At 45.4% G+C, this 13,996-nt stretch carries 14 protein-coding genes; 8 read left to right on the top strand and 6 right to left on the bottom strand.

The genetic code is table 11. From position 1 onward, the window contains the following. The first annotated feature begins 188 nt into the window (after positions 1-188). Positions 189-818, top strand: coding sequence for a restriction endonuclease subunit R (locus tag ACLGGO_RS17200; RefSeq protein ID WP_446420221.1), 630 nt, complete (start codon positions 189-191; stop codon positions 816-818). 345 nt (positions 819-1,163) lie between these two features. Here the strand turns inward: ACLGGO_RS17200 and ACLGGO_RS17195 are convergent, their stop codons facing one another. Then, positions 1,164-1,613 carry a DUF29 family protein gene (locus tag ACLGGO_RS17195; RefSeq protein ID WP_446420220.1) on the bottom strand — a complete coding sequence of 150 codons (450 nt, stop codon included), beginning with the start codon at positions 1,611-1,613 and terminating at the stop codon, positions 1,164-1,166. A gap of 267 nt (positions 1,614-1,880) precedes the next feature. After that, positions 1,881-2,684, bottom strand: a complete 804-nt coding sequence (locus ACLGGO_RS17190) for a creatininase family protein (RefSeq protein ID WP_446420219.1) — start codon at positions 2,682-2,684, stop codon at positions 1,881-1,883. A 73-nt stretch (positions 2,685-2,757) separates the two neighbouring features. On the opposite strand from ACLGGO_RS17190, the gene ACLGGO_RS17185 reads away from it, so the two are divergent. Next, positions 2,758-3,207, top strand: coding sequence for an HNH endonuclease (locus ACLGGO_RS17185; RefSeq protein ID WP_446420218.1), 450 nt, complete (start codon positions 2,758-2,760; stop codon positions 3,205-3,207). 303 nt (positions 3,208-3,510) lie between these two features. Here the strand turns inward: ACLGGO_RS17185 and ACLGGO_RS17180 are convergent, their stop codons facing one another. After that, positions 3,511-4,857, bottom strand: coding sequence for an FAD-binding oxidoreductase (locus tag ACLGGO_RS17180; RefSeq protein ID WP_446420217.1), 1,347 nt, complete (start codon positions 4,855-4,857; stop codon positions 3,511-3,513). Positions 4,858-4,961: 104 nt separating this feature from the next. On the opposite strand from ACLGGO_RS17180, the gene ACLGGO_RS17175 reads away from it, so the two are divergent. Then, positions 4,962-5,177: a hypothetical protein gene (locus ACLGGO_RS17175; protein WP_446420216.1), complete on the top strand. Its 216-nt coding sequence runs from the start codon at positions 4,962-4,964 to the stop codon at positions 5,175-5,177. A 9-nt stretch (positions 5,178-5,186) separates the two neighbouring features. On the opposite strand, the gene ACLGGO_RS17170 is transcribed toward ACLGGO_RS17175, so the two are convergent. Continuing rightward, positions 5,187-6,071: an NAD(P)-dependent oxidoreductase gene (locus ACLGGO_RS17170; RefSeq protein ID WP_446420215.1), complete on the bottom strand. Its 885-nt coding sequence runs from the start codon at positions 6,069-6,071 to the stop codon at positions 5,187-5,189. A 214-nt stretch (positions 6,072-6,285) separates the two neighbouring features. Here ACLGGO_RS17170 and ACLGGO_RS17165 point away from each other — a divergent pair, with 214 nt between their 5' ends. The 5 genes from ACLGGO_RS17165 (at position 6,286) to ACLGGO_RS17145 (ending at position 13,101) form a co-directional block, all read left to right on the top strand. After that, entirely contained in the window at positions 6,286-7,806 is a 1,521-nt protein-coding gene (locus ACLGGO_RS17165; RefSeq protein WP_446420214.1) for a hypothetical protein, read from the top strand. A gap of 29 nt (positions 7,807-7,835) precedes the next feature. Beyond that, positions 7,836-8,789 carry a glycosyltransferase family 2 protein gene (locus ACLGGO_RS17160; RefSeq protein WP_446420213.1) on the top strand — a complete coding sequence of 318 codons (954 nt, stop codon included), beginning with the start codon at positions 7,836-7,838 and terminating at the stop codon, positions 8,787-8,789. Positions 8,790-8,914: 125 nt separating this feature from the next. Then, positions 8,915-10,507 carry a hypothetical protein gene (locus tag ACLGGO_RS17155; RefSeq protein ID WP_446420251.1) on the top strand — a complete coding sequence of 531 codons (1,593 nt, stop codon included), beginning with the start codon at positions 8,915-8,917 and terminating at the stop codon, positions 10,505-10,507. A gap of 58 nt (positions 10,508-10,565) precedes the next feature. Next, a complete protein-coding gene (locus tag ACLGGO_RS17150) occupies positions 10,566-11,522 on the top strand; it encodes a lysylphosphatidylglycerol synthase transmembrane domain-containing protein (protein WP_446420212.1) in 957 nt (318 codons plus the stop codon). A 196-nt stretch (positions 11,523-11,718) separates the two neighbouring features. After that, complete coding sequence (locus ACLGGO_RS17145) at positions 11,719-13,101, top strand: sensor histidine kinase (protein ID WP_446420211.1); 1,383 nt, start codon at positions 11,719-11,721, stop codon at positions 13,099-13,101. On the opposite strand, the gene ACLGGO_RS17140 is transcribed toward ACLGGO_RS17145, so the two are convergent. Both ACLGGO_RS17140 and ACLGGO_RS17135 read right to left on the bottom strand, forming a co-directional pair. Further along, positions 13,102-13,779 carry a hypothetical protein gene (locus tag ACLGGO_RS17140; RefSeq protein ID WP_446420210.1) on the bottom strand — a complete coding sequence of 226 codons (678 nt, stop codon included), beginning with the start codon at positions 13,777-13,779 and terminating at the stop codon, positions 13,102-13,104. Positions 13,780-13,792: 13 nt separating this feature from the next. Further along, on the bottom strand, positions 13,793-13,996 hold a 204-nt coding region (locus tag ACLGGO_RS17135), incomplete at its 5' end, for a hypothetical protein (RefSeq protein ID WP_446420209.1).

Here is a 13,996-nt window from a genome sequence, read left to right as displayed (position 1 = left end):
TCACACGCTTCAGGTAAATCTCACTAATTATCCACCAACACTTGCACCTCTAAAGTTACAGTAATCTAATCTGCCCGCACAGACGCTTCCCCGCCTTAACTCAAATCTTTCACCAATCAAGGGTCAGCCAATTGTATGTAAGGTGTTACATAAGGTAATCGTTTTCTTGAATAACACTGACAGCAGCAATGACACAAGTTATCCCCGCCCATGAACTAACACTGGCGCAGGTTGAAAACCAATTCAATCTTCGGCAAGTTCTAGACAATTCCACCTTCTTCCCTGAAGCGCAGGACAATTTATCAGAACTCAACGATTTAGAAAAGCAAACCTTAGATCGGGTCAAAACAGAGTTTCTCTATCTCAACAAATATCCGATGTTAGAAGATTTGGTAAAAATGGTGGTACTTTCGCCCCTACTATCACTCGCCGGATTTTACCGTCCTCCGCTACATCCAGTCTTGGAAAAACGGGTAGATGTAGCGATAGAGACTAGAGAAAGAACGGTTTGGGGGCGAATTGATATCCTGCTGTTACAGCAACAACTATGGGTTGCAGTTGTTGAGTCAAAACAAGCCGGATTTGCTCTAAAAGACGCAACAGCACAAACCCTATTTTACATGATGGCAAATCCAAATACTGAGCAACCCACTTTTGGATTAGTCACGAATGGTAGTCATTTTATGTTCATTAAAGTATTGTTCGGTGAGATACCCCAATATACCTTTTCCACAGAGTTCTCTCTATATCGACCAGAGAATGAGTTATATCCTGTCCTTCAGATTTTACAGAGGTTAGCGGCGTTGGCGACAAGGTAGCGATCGCGGATTTTTGTATTTGTTATGACTAACATTTTGCACCTGTCGCTGTCTTACCGCCTTGGGTTCAAACCAAGGCTCAAATCTTAAGTTGTCTAAAGACGACTAAATTCAGTGGTGGTGACAATAGGCAATAGAGAATCGTTGTAGTGTGAGCCTCTCGCTCGCTATTTTGTTGAGTTTTGAACCGATAAATGCTTAGGCTAAAGCCCTGACTACAAACCCTAGAAAAAACACCTGTATCAACCATGTAGGGGCGACCCGCTTGCACTAATGAACAACTGTAGTCCACTCAATTGACTTGGGTCGCCCTTTCCCATCATTTGATGTCGCGACTTCGTGTTACTATTCTGATATTCCATCAGTTGATTGACGTTCTAGAATCAAATCTATTGCCATTTCAATAATTTCTTCCCGGTTAACCATAACACCGATTTCTTCAGTTTCATAGATTCCCTTGAACGCTTCTAGGGCTGCATTTCTCAGCGCTGATTCATAAGCATCCTGTAATGTTTCCCGTAATTCGTCTTCCGTTAAATAAGTTCCTTTTGCCTTATGGCGTCGATTCGTGCGTTGAATTTGCTTAACCGAATTTAATATAGAAACCTGCCAGGATTTCGTGGTGCGGTTTTCAGCAGCTTTTTTAATTAGATGCAATAATAAAATGATGCCATAGCTAAATATTTTATTGAGTTTATCGGATTTGCTCATCTCCTCTAATTCTTCAACAAGTTCCAAGGCTTCCGTAATTTTGCCTTGCTGGATAAATTCCTTTAAGGTTATGAGTTCTTCCATTCGCCTTTATTCCTCCGCTTCTCGATTTAGTTAATAGGTAATAATGTCGTACCATGACACAGCATCCAAGCCTGGTACTGGTGGCTGATGGACATCCTTATATTAATCCTCGAAGCCTTTTTAGTTTGGCTTGTGGAAAAGTCGGCTGATGGAATTCTAACTTGGGTGATGAAGCGGTTAAATGGTCAAAAAAAGGGCGATCGCGAAATCCATCCCCCCAGCTTCCCCAGCTCCCTACCCCCACCACAAGACTTATTCAGCAGACCCTTACTTACCCTGCGGTTGGCGAAACTTATAGATATCCTGGATTACCCGTACCCAACCGGATACCAAAGACTCTAAGATGCGATCGCCTTTTTCCTTCGTTGCGGGTGTGGGATCACCCAAAGTCCCACTCTGACTCAATTCTCGCGTCAACCAAGCAAAAGGTAACTTCCCCTCCATACTCAATAAACTATCTTCCGGTAACCCTTGAGGATATTCAGCAACCGCCCGTTCCATTTTCACCTGTTCCGGTAACAGGGATAACATCAGACTTGTTTCCGCATCCCCCGCATGAATTCCCAATTCCAACTCCTTGGCTGAAATTAAATCCTTTGCCACATTTGGCACCCGCCATGTAAACAGCGGAAACACTAGAAAATCTCCATACTTTTGATGAATATCTCGCGCCGCAATTTCCATCACCTGGGGTTGTCCCCCGTGGGAATTCATCAGCACTAATTTACGAAATCCCGCCCGATAAATACTATCCGCCATCTCCATTAACACCGCCAGCAACGTTTGGGCGCTGAGAGTAATCGTTCCGGGAAAATGCCAATGTTCATTCGATTTCCCGTAAAATAAATTAGGCAACGCATAAGCGGGGATATCTGGTTCGAGTTGGGCTAGGGCTTTCCCTAGAACCCCGACACCAATCGCCGAATCCACAATTAAGGGCAAATGATGACCATGTTGTTCAATCGCGCCAACAGGTTGAATAATCACCACATTTGCCTTATCCGGCATAGTTTGGATATCTGCCCAGGTGAGATAAGGAAAGAATCGATCGGGGGGAATAAAACTGTGCATTTTGGTGTTTGAGTTCTAAACTTAATCTAATTAAACTATAATTACACTCTATCGATAACAAAAACGTTTTAACATGACCCAGCCATTGCTTACCGTCGAATTAGTGCCATCCACCTGCTGGTATACCAATGTCCGATCCCATGTCTCCAAAAGCGATTGGGATAAACTCAGACGCCTCACCTATCAACAAGCCAATTATCACTGTGAAGTTTGCCAAGGGCGCGGAACACGTCATCCCGTTGAATGTCATGAGATTTGGGATTACAATGACCAAGATAATATCCAAACACTGGTGCGTTTAATCGCCTTATGTCCGGCTTGCCATGAAGTTAAACATATTGGTTTTGCCAATACCAGAGGACGGGGAGAAATCGCCCTGCAACACCTCGCTAAGGTGAATAGGTGGTCACTTGACCAAGCCCAAGACTATGTTGACCAATGTTTTCAAATCTGGCGAGAACGGAGTCAATATGAATGGACACTGGATATCTCTTACCTAAAAGAGTTGGGCATCAACGTGTAATAGCATATCTAGTTTAATTGTGATAGTTGGGTACAGCAGAACGCATAGGGCAGAATAAAAAAGGTTGCCATAAAATCAATTTATGTAGGGGCGGGTTTGGGAACTACTCTAAAATATCTCACCGATAACGTCTCAACAAAACCCGCCCTTATATAGCTAGAAATAGCCAATGTTAAAATTGGCAAAATTGTCGTCAATGCTTCGATTATTGAACTAGCTTTTTTAGGGTTTGCTTTTGCACTCAGATTGAAACGAATGACGAATGACGAATGACAAATGACAAATGACAAATTAAGAACTCTCTTATCGCTCCTCCCACCCGCGCATCTTACCCGGATTCATCAACCCATAGGGATCAACCTGTTCCTTAAACTTTAGCTGTTCCACATCAATCATCTTACGTCCCCCATCTTCCAGAATATAAGTATGGGGATTGGCAATAAACGCCCCCTCTTCTTCGTGATAGCGAATAATCTCATTTAACCGTTCCTCCGTGGTATAGCGAACTAGCTGCAATCCGGCTGGAATCGCTTGACCATTCACCCGCATAAATTCTAAATGCATCATCACTTCATCACCGAAATGATCATACAGTTGCTCCACCCGTTCTAAGGTAAAAAAGAAGGTTTGCAAATACGTCAGCGTCGAGTCAATACTCCGGGCATGTAATGTGGTATGATTCCAGGTAAACTCAGCTAAACTTGTGCCTTTACTCCCATCTTGGGCAGATTTTTGATAGGTAATTTCTCCCCCATACTCCCGCACTAATTCCTGAAAGGATTCTAAACAAGACTCCGCTATCATTAATAAAGCACAATGTTTTCCATCGGGCAGATATTCCTTCAACCCACTAAAAAATGTCGGGATGGGATGAGCATGAATACTAATCAACTTTTTCACTAACCCATCTGCATTCCCCAAAGCCTGACCAAAATGGGCAGCCGTGATAAAGTTATCGAAAATAACAATTATCTCTATCCAAGCATAAGCTGGGGCGAGAGGAACCTCTAACTCAGTAATAATCCCATTCGTGCCATAAGCATGATTCACCTTCTGCACATCATCTCCCCGTAACTCAATCACACGGGGTTCATCCTCCAGTGTAACCACACGCACCGCCAAAAGATTGCCGCGATCGCGCAATTGCCCATAATTAATTGAACCAATTCCCCCACTTCCACCACCAATAAAGCCACCAATCGTGGCACTACGATACGTTGAAGGCACCATCCGCCATTCCCAGCCGATTTCCCGCGCCTGTTTATCAAACGCCGCCAACTTCACCCCTGGTTCCATACAAGCTAAACCGGGCTTAATCCAACGAATCCCATTCATCCGGGTGGTATCCAAAATCACCCCACCGTGCAACGGAATACATTGCCCATAATTCCCGGTTCCCGCACCTCGGATAGTCAGGGGAACTTTATGCTTGACACATATTTGTGCCACCTGTATCACCTGTGCTTCAGTCTGAGGGCGTACCACCAGATTCCCTCGCTTATCCCTTAAAAGGGGTTGCAGAACCGGACTGAAATGGTAGTAGTCTAGGGATAATTTAGCCACTTGAGTGGGCTCAGTAATCGTTTCTATCCCGGCGAATTCCGAGGCTAAAGCATCCCAGTCAAAGGATTGGGTAAGAGTTGAGTTCATTGCTGGTTAAGAATGGGAACAATAACAACTATTGATGAACTGCTGATTTTGACTTCACGTTAACCTTCTATCTTACCGTCCTCGTTCCCAGGCTTTGCCTGGGAATGCTCATCTTGAGGCGGAGCCTCCCCTACTCCTTTCGAGCTCTAATACCTAAACTTTTGAAGCCGGGGGAGCTGGGGGAGCTGGGGAAGCTGGGGGAGCTGGGGAAGCCGGGGGAGCTGGGGGAGCTGGGGGAGCTGGGGGAGCTGGGGAAGCTGGGGGAGCTGGGGGAGCTGGGGGAGATAAAAATAGGTAATCTTCTACCGGAAAGGGAGTAATAAGACACTCTAGGACTTCTGATAAGCGCGAATCATTGCCTGAGTGCCCTGTTCCCCTCCCGTACCGCCATCAAGCTGTTGAACCATCTTAAACAAACGCTCAGCAATATCCACTCCTGGCAATTCCTGACCCGATGAATTTAACGTCTCGGCTACCAACCTTAAATCCTTAAGGATATGCTTAATCATAAAACCCGGTTGGAAATCCGACGCCGCAATTTTCGGTCCCAAATTCGACAGCGCCCAAGAACCAGCCGCCCCCGTACTGCAAACCTCTACAATTAAGTTCGGGTCAATATCCTGGTGCTGTGCCAACTGCATCGCTTCACACAACGCCACCCCATGAACCGCCGCCAAAACCTGGTTACAAAGTTTGACCGCTTGACCACTCCCCATCGGTCCACACAGGCGAATGGTTTTACCCAAAACCTCCAACAACGGTTTACTTTCCTGAAAATCCTCAGCCTCTCCGCCAACCATAATCGTCAGTGTGCCATTTTTTGCACCAATATCACCCCCAGAAATTGGCGCATCCAAAAAGCGCAAGTTATGCTGTTGCAGTTGAGTCCCTATCTGACGCGCCGCCTCTGGACCGATAGTGCTGGTATCAATCACCAGCGTACCTGGACGCGCTGATTCGGCAACGCCTCCCGTTCCCAAAAGGACTTCTTTGACATCAGGAACGTCACTCACACAAGAAAAGACAATATCTGCTGATGCGACAGCCTCACGAATAGAAGACACCACTGATACCCCAGCCTGAGCCGCCATCTCGACACCAGGACGGTTAGGCGTTCGATTCCACGCCTTAACCGAGTAACCCGATGGCGCCAAATTTGCCGCCATAGGTCCCCCCATGACGCCGAGTCCGATAAAGGCAACCTGTTGATTCATATCTATTGACTCCATTGTCTGTACTTCTGATAAGTTGCTCTTGGTGTCATGCCTTTGTCATACTAGAATCTCTTGAGAGAAAATCGGCGAGTCTCAGTTTCACGCCAATCATCGAGTTGGTTTGCCAGAAAAGCTACAGGAAATAAGCAGTACTGGGTAAGCCGACGTAATCGAAAATAATCTATAAAAATAACCAGAATACTTTAGAAATACTATGGTAAATCCCAGCGAGATTCAAGATTCCACCCTTCAAGAGCGACAACTCGCTCATCAGCAGGTTGGGAAAATGGCGTTCGCCCTATCCATTGGCATCACGCTAATTTATCTGGCATTTCTCAAACCAGGGATTTGGGGCTTTGATGGCAATGACATGCTGGATGTTTCCAAGTCATTAGTTACCGAATTTGATTTTAGCGTGCCGCCCGGTTCCGGAGCATTAGGTCGCGATGGGCAATATTACTCAATTCGATATCCATTATTACCGATTATTGCCACACCCTTTGTTGCCGTGGGACTGGTGTTAGGTCACTGGTTCAATATACCGACGAACTATTCATCGGCAGTTTGTGCCTTAGTTGTATCTGTCTTATTAACAGCTTTAACCACATCACTTGTGGCTTTGTTGGCATTGCGCTTGGGAAGCAGTCGCACGGGTGCGTACTTAGCCGCCTTATGTTTTGCCTTGGGTACGACAGCGTTAGTCTATTCCAGAGAGTTCTTTGCCGAACCCCTACTCTCATTCATCACCGCCTCCAGCCTCTATCTCGCCCTAGGAAAAACCAGTCGTGAACATGCGGGTGCGAGTATTCTTTCCGGCTTAGCCTTGACCGCTAAACCTGCGGGTATTGTCATTGGACCGGTGTTGTCCGCCTATCTCCTGCTCAAGCGGTATCCCCTGCGGAATGCACTAGGTCCCCTACTCGGTACAATTATGGGGTTCATGCTGTTCATGGCTTACAATTACCTGCGGTTTGGTAGTTTACTATCCAGTGGACAAAATGCCTCGAAATTTACCCTGGATGGAATGCTAGCACGATTCATCGGTTTGATCTTGAGTCCCGGCGCCGGGGGGGGGTTAATCTGGTACTGTCCGCCGACAATTCTGGCAATTATTGGATTCCGTAAAGCCCTCAAAACTAAACCTCTAGAAGCCTTAGCCATTGTGGGTATATTTGGTGGGTATTGGCTGCTCCATTCTTTTTGGGAATTTGGCGGCTGGAGTTGGGGACCTCGATTTTTAGTTCCCGCACTCCCAGGATTGATGGCGCTAGTCGCACTGATTGGGAAAAAGTGGTGGAAGTGGTTAATTGGTTTGACGGTACTCGGGTTCCTCGCCAACGCCCCTACTTTGGTATCGTATTTCCAACGCTACTATGCCGAAGCCTTAGATGGAGGATATATCAACCGTGCTAGAGCCTTGTGGGATTCGCCCAGCTATGCCCCCTTATTCAATGCTTGGGGCGCCGCCTATCGCCAGGTTAGCAGTGCTTTAAGTACAAATATTCGAGATGTCCTAGGGCAAGTTGGAGAACCACCGCCCGGTGACCAAATGACCAGCGCTCAATTGTTACATATTGTGGCGGTGTGGTGGTGGGTATTGCCTGCTGTGGGTATCCCGATTTGGGTGGGTGGACTTTTAGCCGCCCTGTTGATTGGAGCAGGGGTTTGGGTATTGCGTTGGGGCTGGCTGCAAGCTAGTGCCACAGAGCAAACAAATTTGACCAGACTTAGGTAGAAATACCTCCGTTTAGGGAGAGCCGAAAGATGAAATTAATTATCCAAATTCCTTGTTATAACGAAGAAGCAACTCTAGGACTAACACTGTCCGAACTCCCCCGTAAAGTACCTGGAGTCGATACAGTCGAGTGGCTAATTATCAATGATGGTAGTCTTGACCGGACGGTTGAAGTTGCTAAAGCCTGTGGCGTGGATCACATTGTTAACTTTGATCACAATCAGGGTTTAGCTAAGGGGTTTATGGCGGGGATAGAAGCCTGTTTAAAGGCGGGAGCTGATATTATCGTGAATACAGATGCCGATAATCAGTACTGTGCGGCAGATATCCCTAAGCTAATTGAACCTATCTTACAAGGTCAGGCAGAAATTGTCGTCGGTGCCAGACCCATCCAGCAAATTAAGCATTTTTCCCCCGCCAAAAAGTTTTTGCAAAAATTAGGAAGCTGGGTAGTACGAATCGCGAGTAAAACGAATATCCCGGATGCTCCGAGTGGCTTCCGCGCCATCAGTCGGAATGCGGCGCTGCAACTGAATGTCTTTAGCCAATATACTTATACTCTAGAAATGATTATTCAGGCGGGACAGAAAAACATAGCCATTGCTTCGGTGCCAATCCGAACCAACGATTACCTGCGCCCTTCCCGTTTAGTCAAGAGCATTCCGGCTTATATTCAGCGCTCTATTCTCACTATTATTCGCATCTTCATGACCTATCAACCGCTCCAGTTTTTCACAGTCCTGGGGACAGTGCCTTTAGGCTTGGGGTTGATTCTATGCGTGCGCTGGTTGTGGGTATTCGATCCCGATAGAAGTCGTGCACCCAGCTTAATTGTGGCAGCCATTTTCATTCTGATTGGCTTTCAACTATTGATGTTTGGATTAATTGCTGACTTGATGGCGGTAAATCGCAAGCTTTTAGAAGATATCCAACTGCGGCGGCGACGCGCCGATATTGAAGAGTACATTAAACAGAAATTATAAATCATCAATAAAGGCATAGTAAAAGGCTTTTATGAAACGAAAAAATGAAAGACGTAGCTTGCTTCTGCAAAAGCGAGTATAACAAATGACGAATGACAAATGACATCCCTGTTCCCTTATTTACAATGAATAGAGACCTGTTTGCCCGCGAAGCCCTTGCCCAAATTCCCAAACTTCTCACCCTGCTAGACCGCAACCCACACAGTCCCACTTATGGCTGTTTTGACCGCAACTTCTGGCAGTATAAAATTATTGACTTTCCTAGCGGAATGGCTCAAGAGTTTGTTCTGCCCCTGGCATTGGCATATAATACCCGATTATCCGATAACCCTTTCTACCAACAACGAGCGATTCAAGATTGGGTGGAAGCTGGAATTCTTTATGGGGCTAAAAGCGCCCATCCTGATGGGTCTTGTGATGACTATTTCCCTTATGAACGAGCCGGAGGCGCAGCGGCATTTTCATTGCTTGCCTGTATTGACAGTTATCAAGAATTAGGGTTAAATAACCCAGTCGCGCTGAAGTTTTTTGAACAACGAGCCGATTGGCTAGCCCATCATCAGGAAAGTGGACGCCTGACCAATCACCAAGCGTTAATTGTTCTTTGCTTAGACTTACTGTCTACCCTATTACAAACAACAAAGTGGGATAGAGCCAGAGTACAACGTTTAGAACAAGTATTATCTTGGCAAAATCCCGAAGGTTGGTTTATTGAGTACGAAGGCTGTGACCCCGGTTACCATACGTTAACGATTTCTTGTTTAGCGCGGATTTATCAACTCAGACCTGATCCCCGTCTAAAAGAAGCATTAGTCAAAGCGGTTGATTTGGCGGCAGAATTTGTGCATCCTGATGGCTCTTATGGAGGAGAATATACCAGTCGCAATACTTACAATTTCTTTCCCCATGGCTTTGAACTGGTGGGACAGTGGTATCCCCAAGCCCTAGAAATTAATGATCGCGTTCTGGTGGGACTGGCGAAGGGACTAGCTCCCTGCTATGCTGACGATCACATTATCGGTCACCATACCTGGAACTATCTCCTCGCATGGCGAGATTTTGTGCAAACTCGACCTGATCCCACCCCCCGTTCTCCCGGTCGAGTTTGGTTTAGGGAGGCGCAAGTTTTAATTGACCGCCGCCAAAACACGGAACTGTATTTAGCGTTAAACAAAGGGGGAGTATTTAAACTGTTTCAAGATAACCGTTTAGTCGCCTCTGATACCCAATTTTCCTTGCAAGTGTCAACGGGGAAAAAGGTGAAAAATGCTGTGGGTCATTTGGTCGATACCTATCAGGTTAAGGTTGAGGAAAATGAAATTACGATTGAAGGAGAATTGGGATGGGCAAAACAGAAACAAATGACACCCATAAATTTACTAATTTTGCGAGTCGTCATGCTGACAGTGGGTCGCTTCTTCCCCAACTTAATCCGCAAACTCTTACAAAAAATGCTAATTACAGGCAAGCAAAAAGCGCCGTTCCATTTCCGGCGTTCTTTCGAGTGGAAAAATGGACAATGGCATGTCAGCGATGAGTTGCAAGGCAAGTCCTGGAAAGATGTGATCGCAGCGGGAATTGGGGGCGACCAAACGTCGATTTATGTGGTCATGAGTCGCACGTTTCAACGGGGGCAATTACAGCCCTGGCTAGATTTAACGAATGAAATTAAGAAACTAGATGCTTATGAATGGCTGCGATTAGATCGGAAATTTTAGAATTATGAATGTTAATTCACTGTTCTGTGACCAATGACCAATGACCAATGACTAATTCATGAAACGACTAATTTCAATCGCTGTCAGCCTAATTATCCTGGCGGTAATTTACTCAAAAATTGATTTTCCCGAACTCGTTGCCGTTTTTCAAAATAGCGATCGCGTCTGGATGCCCGTGAGTCTGGGAATGGTTGTTCCCCTGACGTTATTCACGTCTTGGCGGTTGCAACAATTGATGCCCAGTGGCTCTCGCTTGGGCTTTTTTGAGGCAAATCGTTTAATCTTAGCGGCAAGTGTTTTAAATATGGTATTGCCGTCCAAGATGGGAGATATTGCCAAAGCCTATTTCATGAAACAGCGCGGTCATTTAAGTGGGACTCTTTCGTTATCACTGGTGATTTTTGAGAAAGCTTGTGATCTTTTATCCCTGCTGTTATGGTGTGTCTTTGGTTTATTGCTCTATGACCCGAAAGATTTGCTATTTTGGAGCATGACACTGGCGGTGAGCATTGGTTTAGTTCTGGGAATTTTTCTGTTGTCGTCTCGGAAATTTGCTTATTTTTTCTTTATCGTGGCTCGCAAGATTGCCCCAAAAAAAATGCGTTCCAAATTAGAAACGATGCAAGGGTCTTGGGGCGATATGCATGACTATTTCTGGCGCGATAAACGTCAACTCTTAAAAGTTGCCGGAACGTCAATTTTTATTTGGTTTTTACACTTATTACAAATTTGGTTCTTTATCCTAGCGCTTCAGGCGACGACTCCGTTTCTGGTGAATCTAGCCTTGTCTCCCCTCGCCATTTTAGCCGGATTATTGCCCCTCACCTTTGCCGGAGTTGGCACACGCGATGCAGCATTAGTGTTGTTTTATCAAGACTATTTAGACACCCCAACCGCCGTCGCGTTGGGATTGCTGTGTACCTCGCGTTACTTTTTACCGGCTATTGGCGGGTTACCGTTCCTGAGTCAATTTTTAGCAACAGTACGTACAATCAAGGGCAATCAAAACGATTAGGGCTGATTGTAACTCATATCACTCCATTTAGTGATTTAAATCACAAGTCTTCCGGACTACATATCACTGAAGGAGTGATCCAAATCCTAGAAGCTAGTAGTAATGCCCATATATGCTTAGCAACGCCCCCATGTTACTTCCCAGCAGCGACCGTTTACTGAACAGTCCATCTGATTGGTCGGAGTCGGACAAGCCATTGTCCCCTAATTTTGTTGTTAAGCGAACTCGGCAGTTACAAGCGTTGAATGAGGAATTAGCTGATCAAATTCCAGAATGTCAAGATATGGAGTTAGCCCTCAAGAAGTATCGTAGTATGTTTGAGGGTGCCGTCGAGGGTATCTTTCAAACGACTCCAGACGGGCACTTTATCGACTGCAATCCAGCGTTGGCAAAGATTTATGGTTATGCATCGCCAGGGGAACTGTTGGAGGAGCTAACCGACATTGGACAACAACTTTACGTTAGTCCGAATCGGCGTCGGGACTTCATTGAGAAACTGCGATCGCACGATGCAGTCACGGAATTTGAATCCCAGGTGTATCGCAAAGATGGGCAGATCATCTGGATTTGTGAGAATGCTAGGGCGGTGCGCGATCGCGAAGGGACATTACTCTACTATGAAGGATTCGTCACAGATATCACCCAGCGCAAACTCGCCGAAGAATCCTTGCAGCGATCGCAAGTAAAATATAAAGCCCAAGCCGAACAACTTGAGGAGACATTAAATCAACTGCAACGCACGCAACAACAGCTAATCGAAAAAGAAAATCTTTCCACCTTAGGCAAATTGCTAGCTGGAGTTGCCCACGAAATTAATAATCCTGTTAATTTCTTATGTAACAATTTTCCCCATGCTCAACAATATACCAACGACTTATTAAAGTTACTCCAACTCTACAGCAAATATAACCCCCAACCTGCACCAGAAATTCAACAAGAAGCCGAACAAATTGATCTAGAGTTTCTGATCAAAGACTTTCCCAAAACCCTGTCATCAATGCAAATGGGGGCTGAACGTTTGCGCCAACTTGTTTATTCCCTCAAAACCTTATCTGGAGCAGACGAAGAGCAATCGATAGATATCCACCAAGGGCTAGATAGCACCCTAGTCATGCTCTACTATCGTTTGAAATCCAAAGGAAACAAACAAGAGATTCAAGTATTCAAGGATTATAGTAAACTGCCTTTAGTCACTTGTTATCCTGGTGGGTTAAATCAAGTCTTTATGAATGTGCTGTGCAATGCCATTGATGCCCTAAGAGACATGCGTTCTCAACCCGCTAATGAGGATAGTGAGCAAACGATAACGCCATCCATCTGGATTCGCACAGAATTAATTAATAATCAGCAATCGGGGGCGAATGCCGTTATTCGTATTATTGATAACGGACCGGGAATGGATGCAGAACTCCAACAGCGAATCTTTGAACCTTTTTTTACCACAAAACCACCCGGAAAAGGCACGGGTTTAGGATTATCAATTAGCCATCAAATTATTGTTGAAAAACATAGAGGAAAATTCACCTGTAATTCGTCACTGGGTCAAGGAACAGAGTTTGTGATCGAAATTCCGATTTAATTACTTGAAAAGTGCTGTATTACTAGATTGACACTCTAGCGGATGGGCAACTTGTTTCAGTTTCAGATAAAAGTCCGAATCATCCGGCAATGGTGTAAATTGATCAATGGGGTGTTGCTTAGCTTCGCGACGTGACCCATCCACTGGCTCAGGAAGAGTGGTATAATCACGAGACTGTACGTCTGCTGGTGTGCGATCGCACTCCTCCGTCAGTTCCGTTTCTGTTTCAGTCTGGGCGGGCGTTTGCGGCAGGGCTTCAACGGATTCCGTTGCTGATTGAGTCACAACAAACTCCTCTGACTGTGCCACTTCAACCGTAGAACTTGACTCAAACCTATCCAGGAAACTCCCCATCAAGGACATCGATTCAGACGTCCTATCAACGGGGGCGTTCAAATCTTGCGGCAGTTTGCGACAAATCAACCGTTCAAACTCATGATTAAATCGATAGATAGGCTGTTCTCGTCGCCCCCAGACGGCTAAAATTTGCTCAACGGAAATCGCCTTATACCGTCCCTGATACAAAGCTTCAATGACCGCTAAACGAATCCATTGGGCGGGATACTCCTCCAACCAAAACTCAACTAATTCTGTCGCAGAATATCCCCTCAGTTCAAATCCATAGTGACTGAGTAACTCCACGGCATAAAAAATAGCTGAATCTATCTCATTGGTCATTCTTCATTTGTGATTAGGCAGGGAACAGGGAACAGAGAACAGGGAACAGGGAACAGAGAACAGACAAAGAGTAATGGGCTATAGAAATTTTCTCCCCCATCTCCCCCATCTCCCTCATCTCCCCCATCTCCCTCATCTGCTCCTGATAACTGATAACTGATAACTGATAACTGATAACTGATAACTGATAACTGATAACTGATAACTGATAACTGAT

The organism is Coleofasciculus sp. (genome assembly GCF_046565525.1).
Classification (GTDB): domain Bacteria; phylum Cyanobacteriota; class Cyanobacteriia; order Cyanobacteriales; family Coleofasciculaceae; genus Coleofasciculus.
Note: the sequence above shows the minus strand (reverse complement) of the source record. Positions and strands in the feature narration are given on the sequence as shown.

What these genes read in the sequence shown, in the direction of transcription:
- ACLGGO_RS17195 (WP_446420220.1), bottom strand. Translation starts at nt 1,613, where the DNA reads ATGGAAGAACTCATAACCTTAAAGGAATTTATCCAGCAAGGCAAAATT.
- ACLGGO_RS17165 (WP_446420214.1), top strand. Translation starts at nt 6,286, where the DNA reads ATGGTAAATCCCAGCGAGATTCAAGATTCCACCCTTCAAGAGCGACAA.
- ACLGGO_RS17140 (WP_446420210.1), bottom strand. Translation starts at nt 13,779, where the DNA reads ATGACCAATGAGATAGATTCAGCTATTTTTTATGCCGTGGAGTTACTC.
- ACLGGO_RS17150 (WP_446420212.1), top strand. Translation starts at nt 10,566, where the DNA reads ATGAAACGACTAATTTCAATCGCTGTCAGCCTAATTATCCTGGCGGTA.
- ACLGGO_RS17155 (WP_446420251.1), top strand. Translation starts at nt 8,915, where the DNA reads ATGAATAGAGACCTGTTTGCCCGCGAAGCCCTTGCCCAAATTCCCAAA.
- ACLGGO_RS17200 (WP_446420221.1), top strand. Translation starts at nt 189, where the DNA reads ATGACACAAGTTATCCCCGCCCATGAACTAACACTGGCGCAGGTTGAA.
- ACLGGO_RS17170 (WP_446420215.1), bottom strand. Translation starts at nt 6,071, where the DNA reads ATGAATCAACAGGTTGCCTTTATCGGACTCGGCGTCATGGGGGGACCT.
- ACLGGO_RS17185 (WP_446420218.1), top strand. Translation starts at nt 2,758, where the DNA reads ATGACCCAGCCATTGCTTACCGTCGAATTAGTGCCATCCACCTGCTGG.
- ACLGGO_RS17175 (WP_446420216.1), top strand. Translation starts at nt 4,962, where the DNA reads ATGCTCATCTTGAGGCGGAGCCTCCCCTACTCCTTTCGAGCTCTAATA.
- ACLGGO_RS17180 (WP_446420217.1), bottom strand. Translation starts at nt 4,857, where the DNA reads ATGAACTCAACTCTTACCCAATCCTTTGACTGGGATGCTTTAGCCTCG.
- ACLGGO_RS17160 (WP_446420213.1), top strand. Translation starts at nt 7,836, where the DNA reads ATGAAATTAATTATCCAAATTCCTTGTTATAACGAAGAAGCAACTCTA.
- ACLGGO_RS17190 (WP_446420219.1), bottom strand. Translation starts at nt 2,684, where the DNA reads ATGCACAGTTTTATTCCCCCCGATCGATTCTTTCCTTATCTCACCTGG.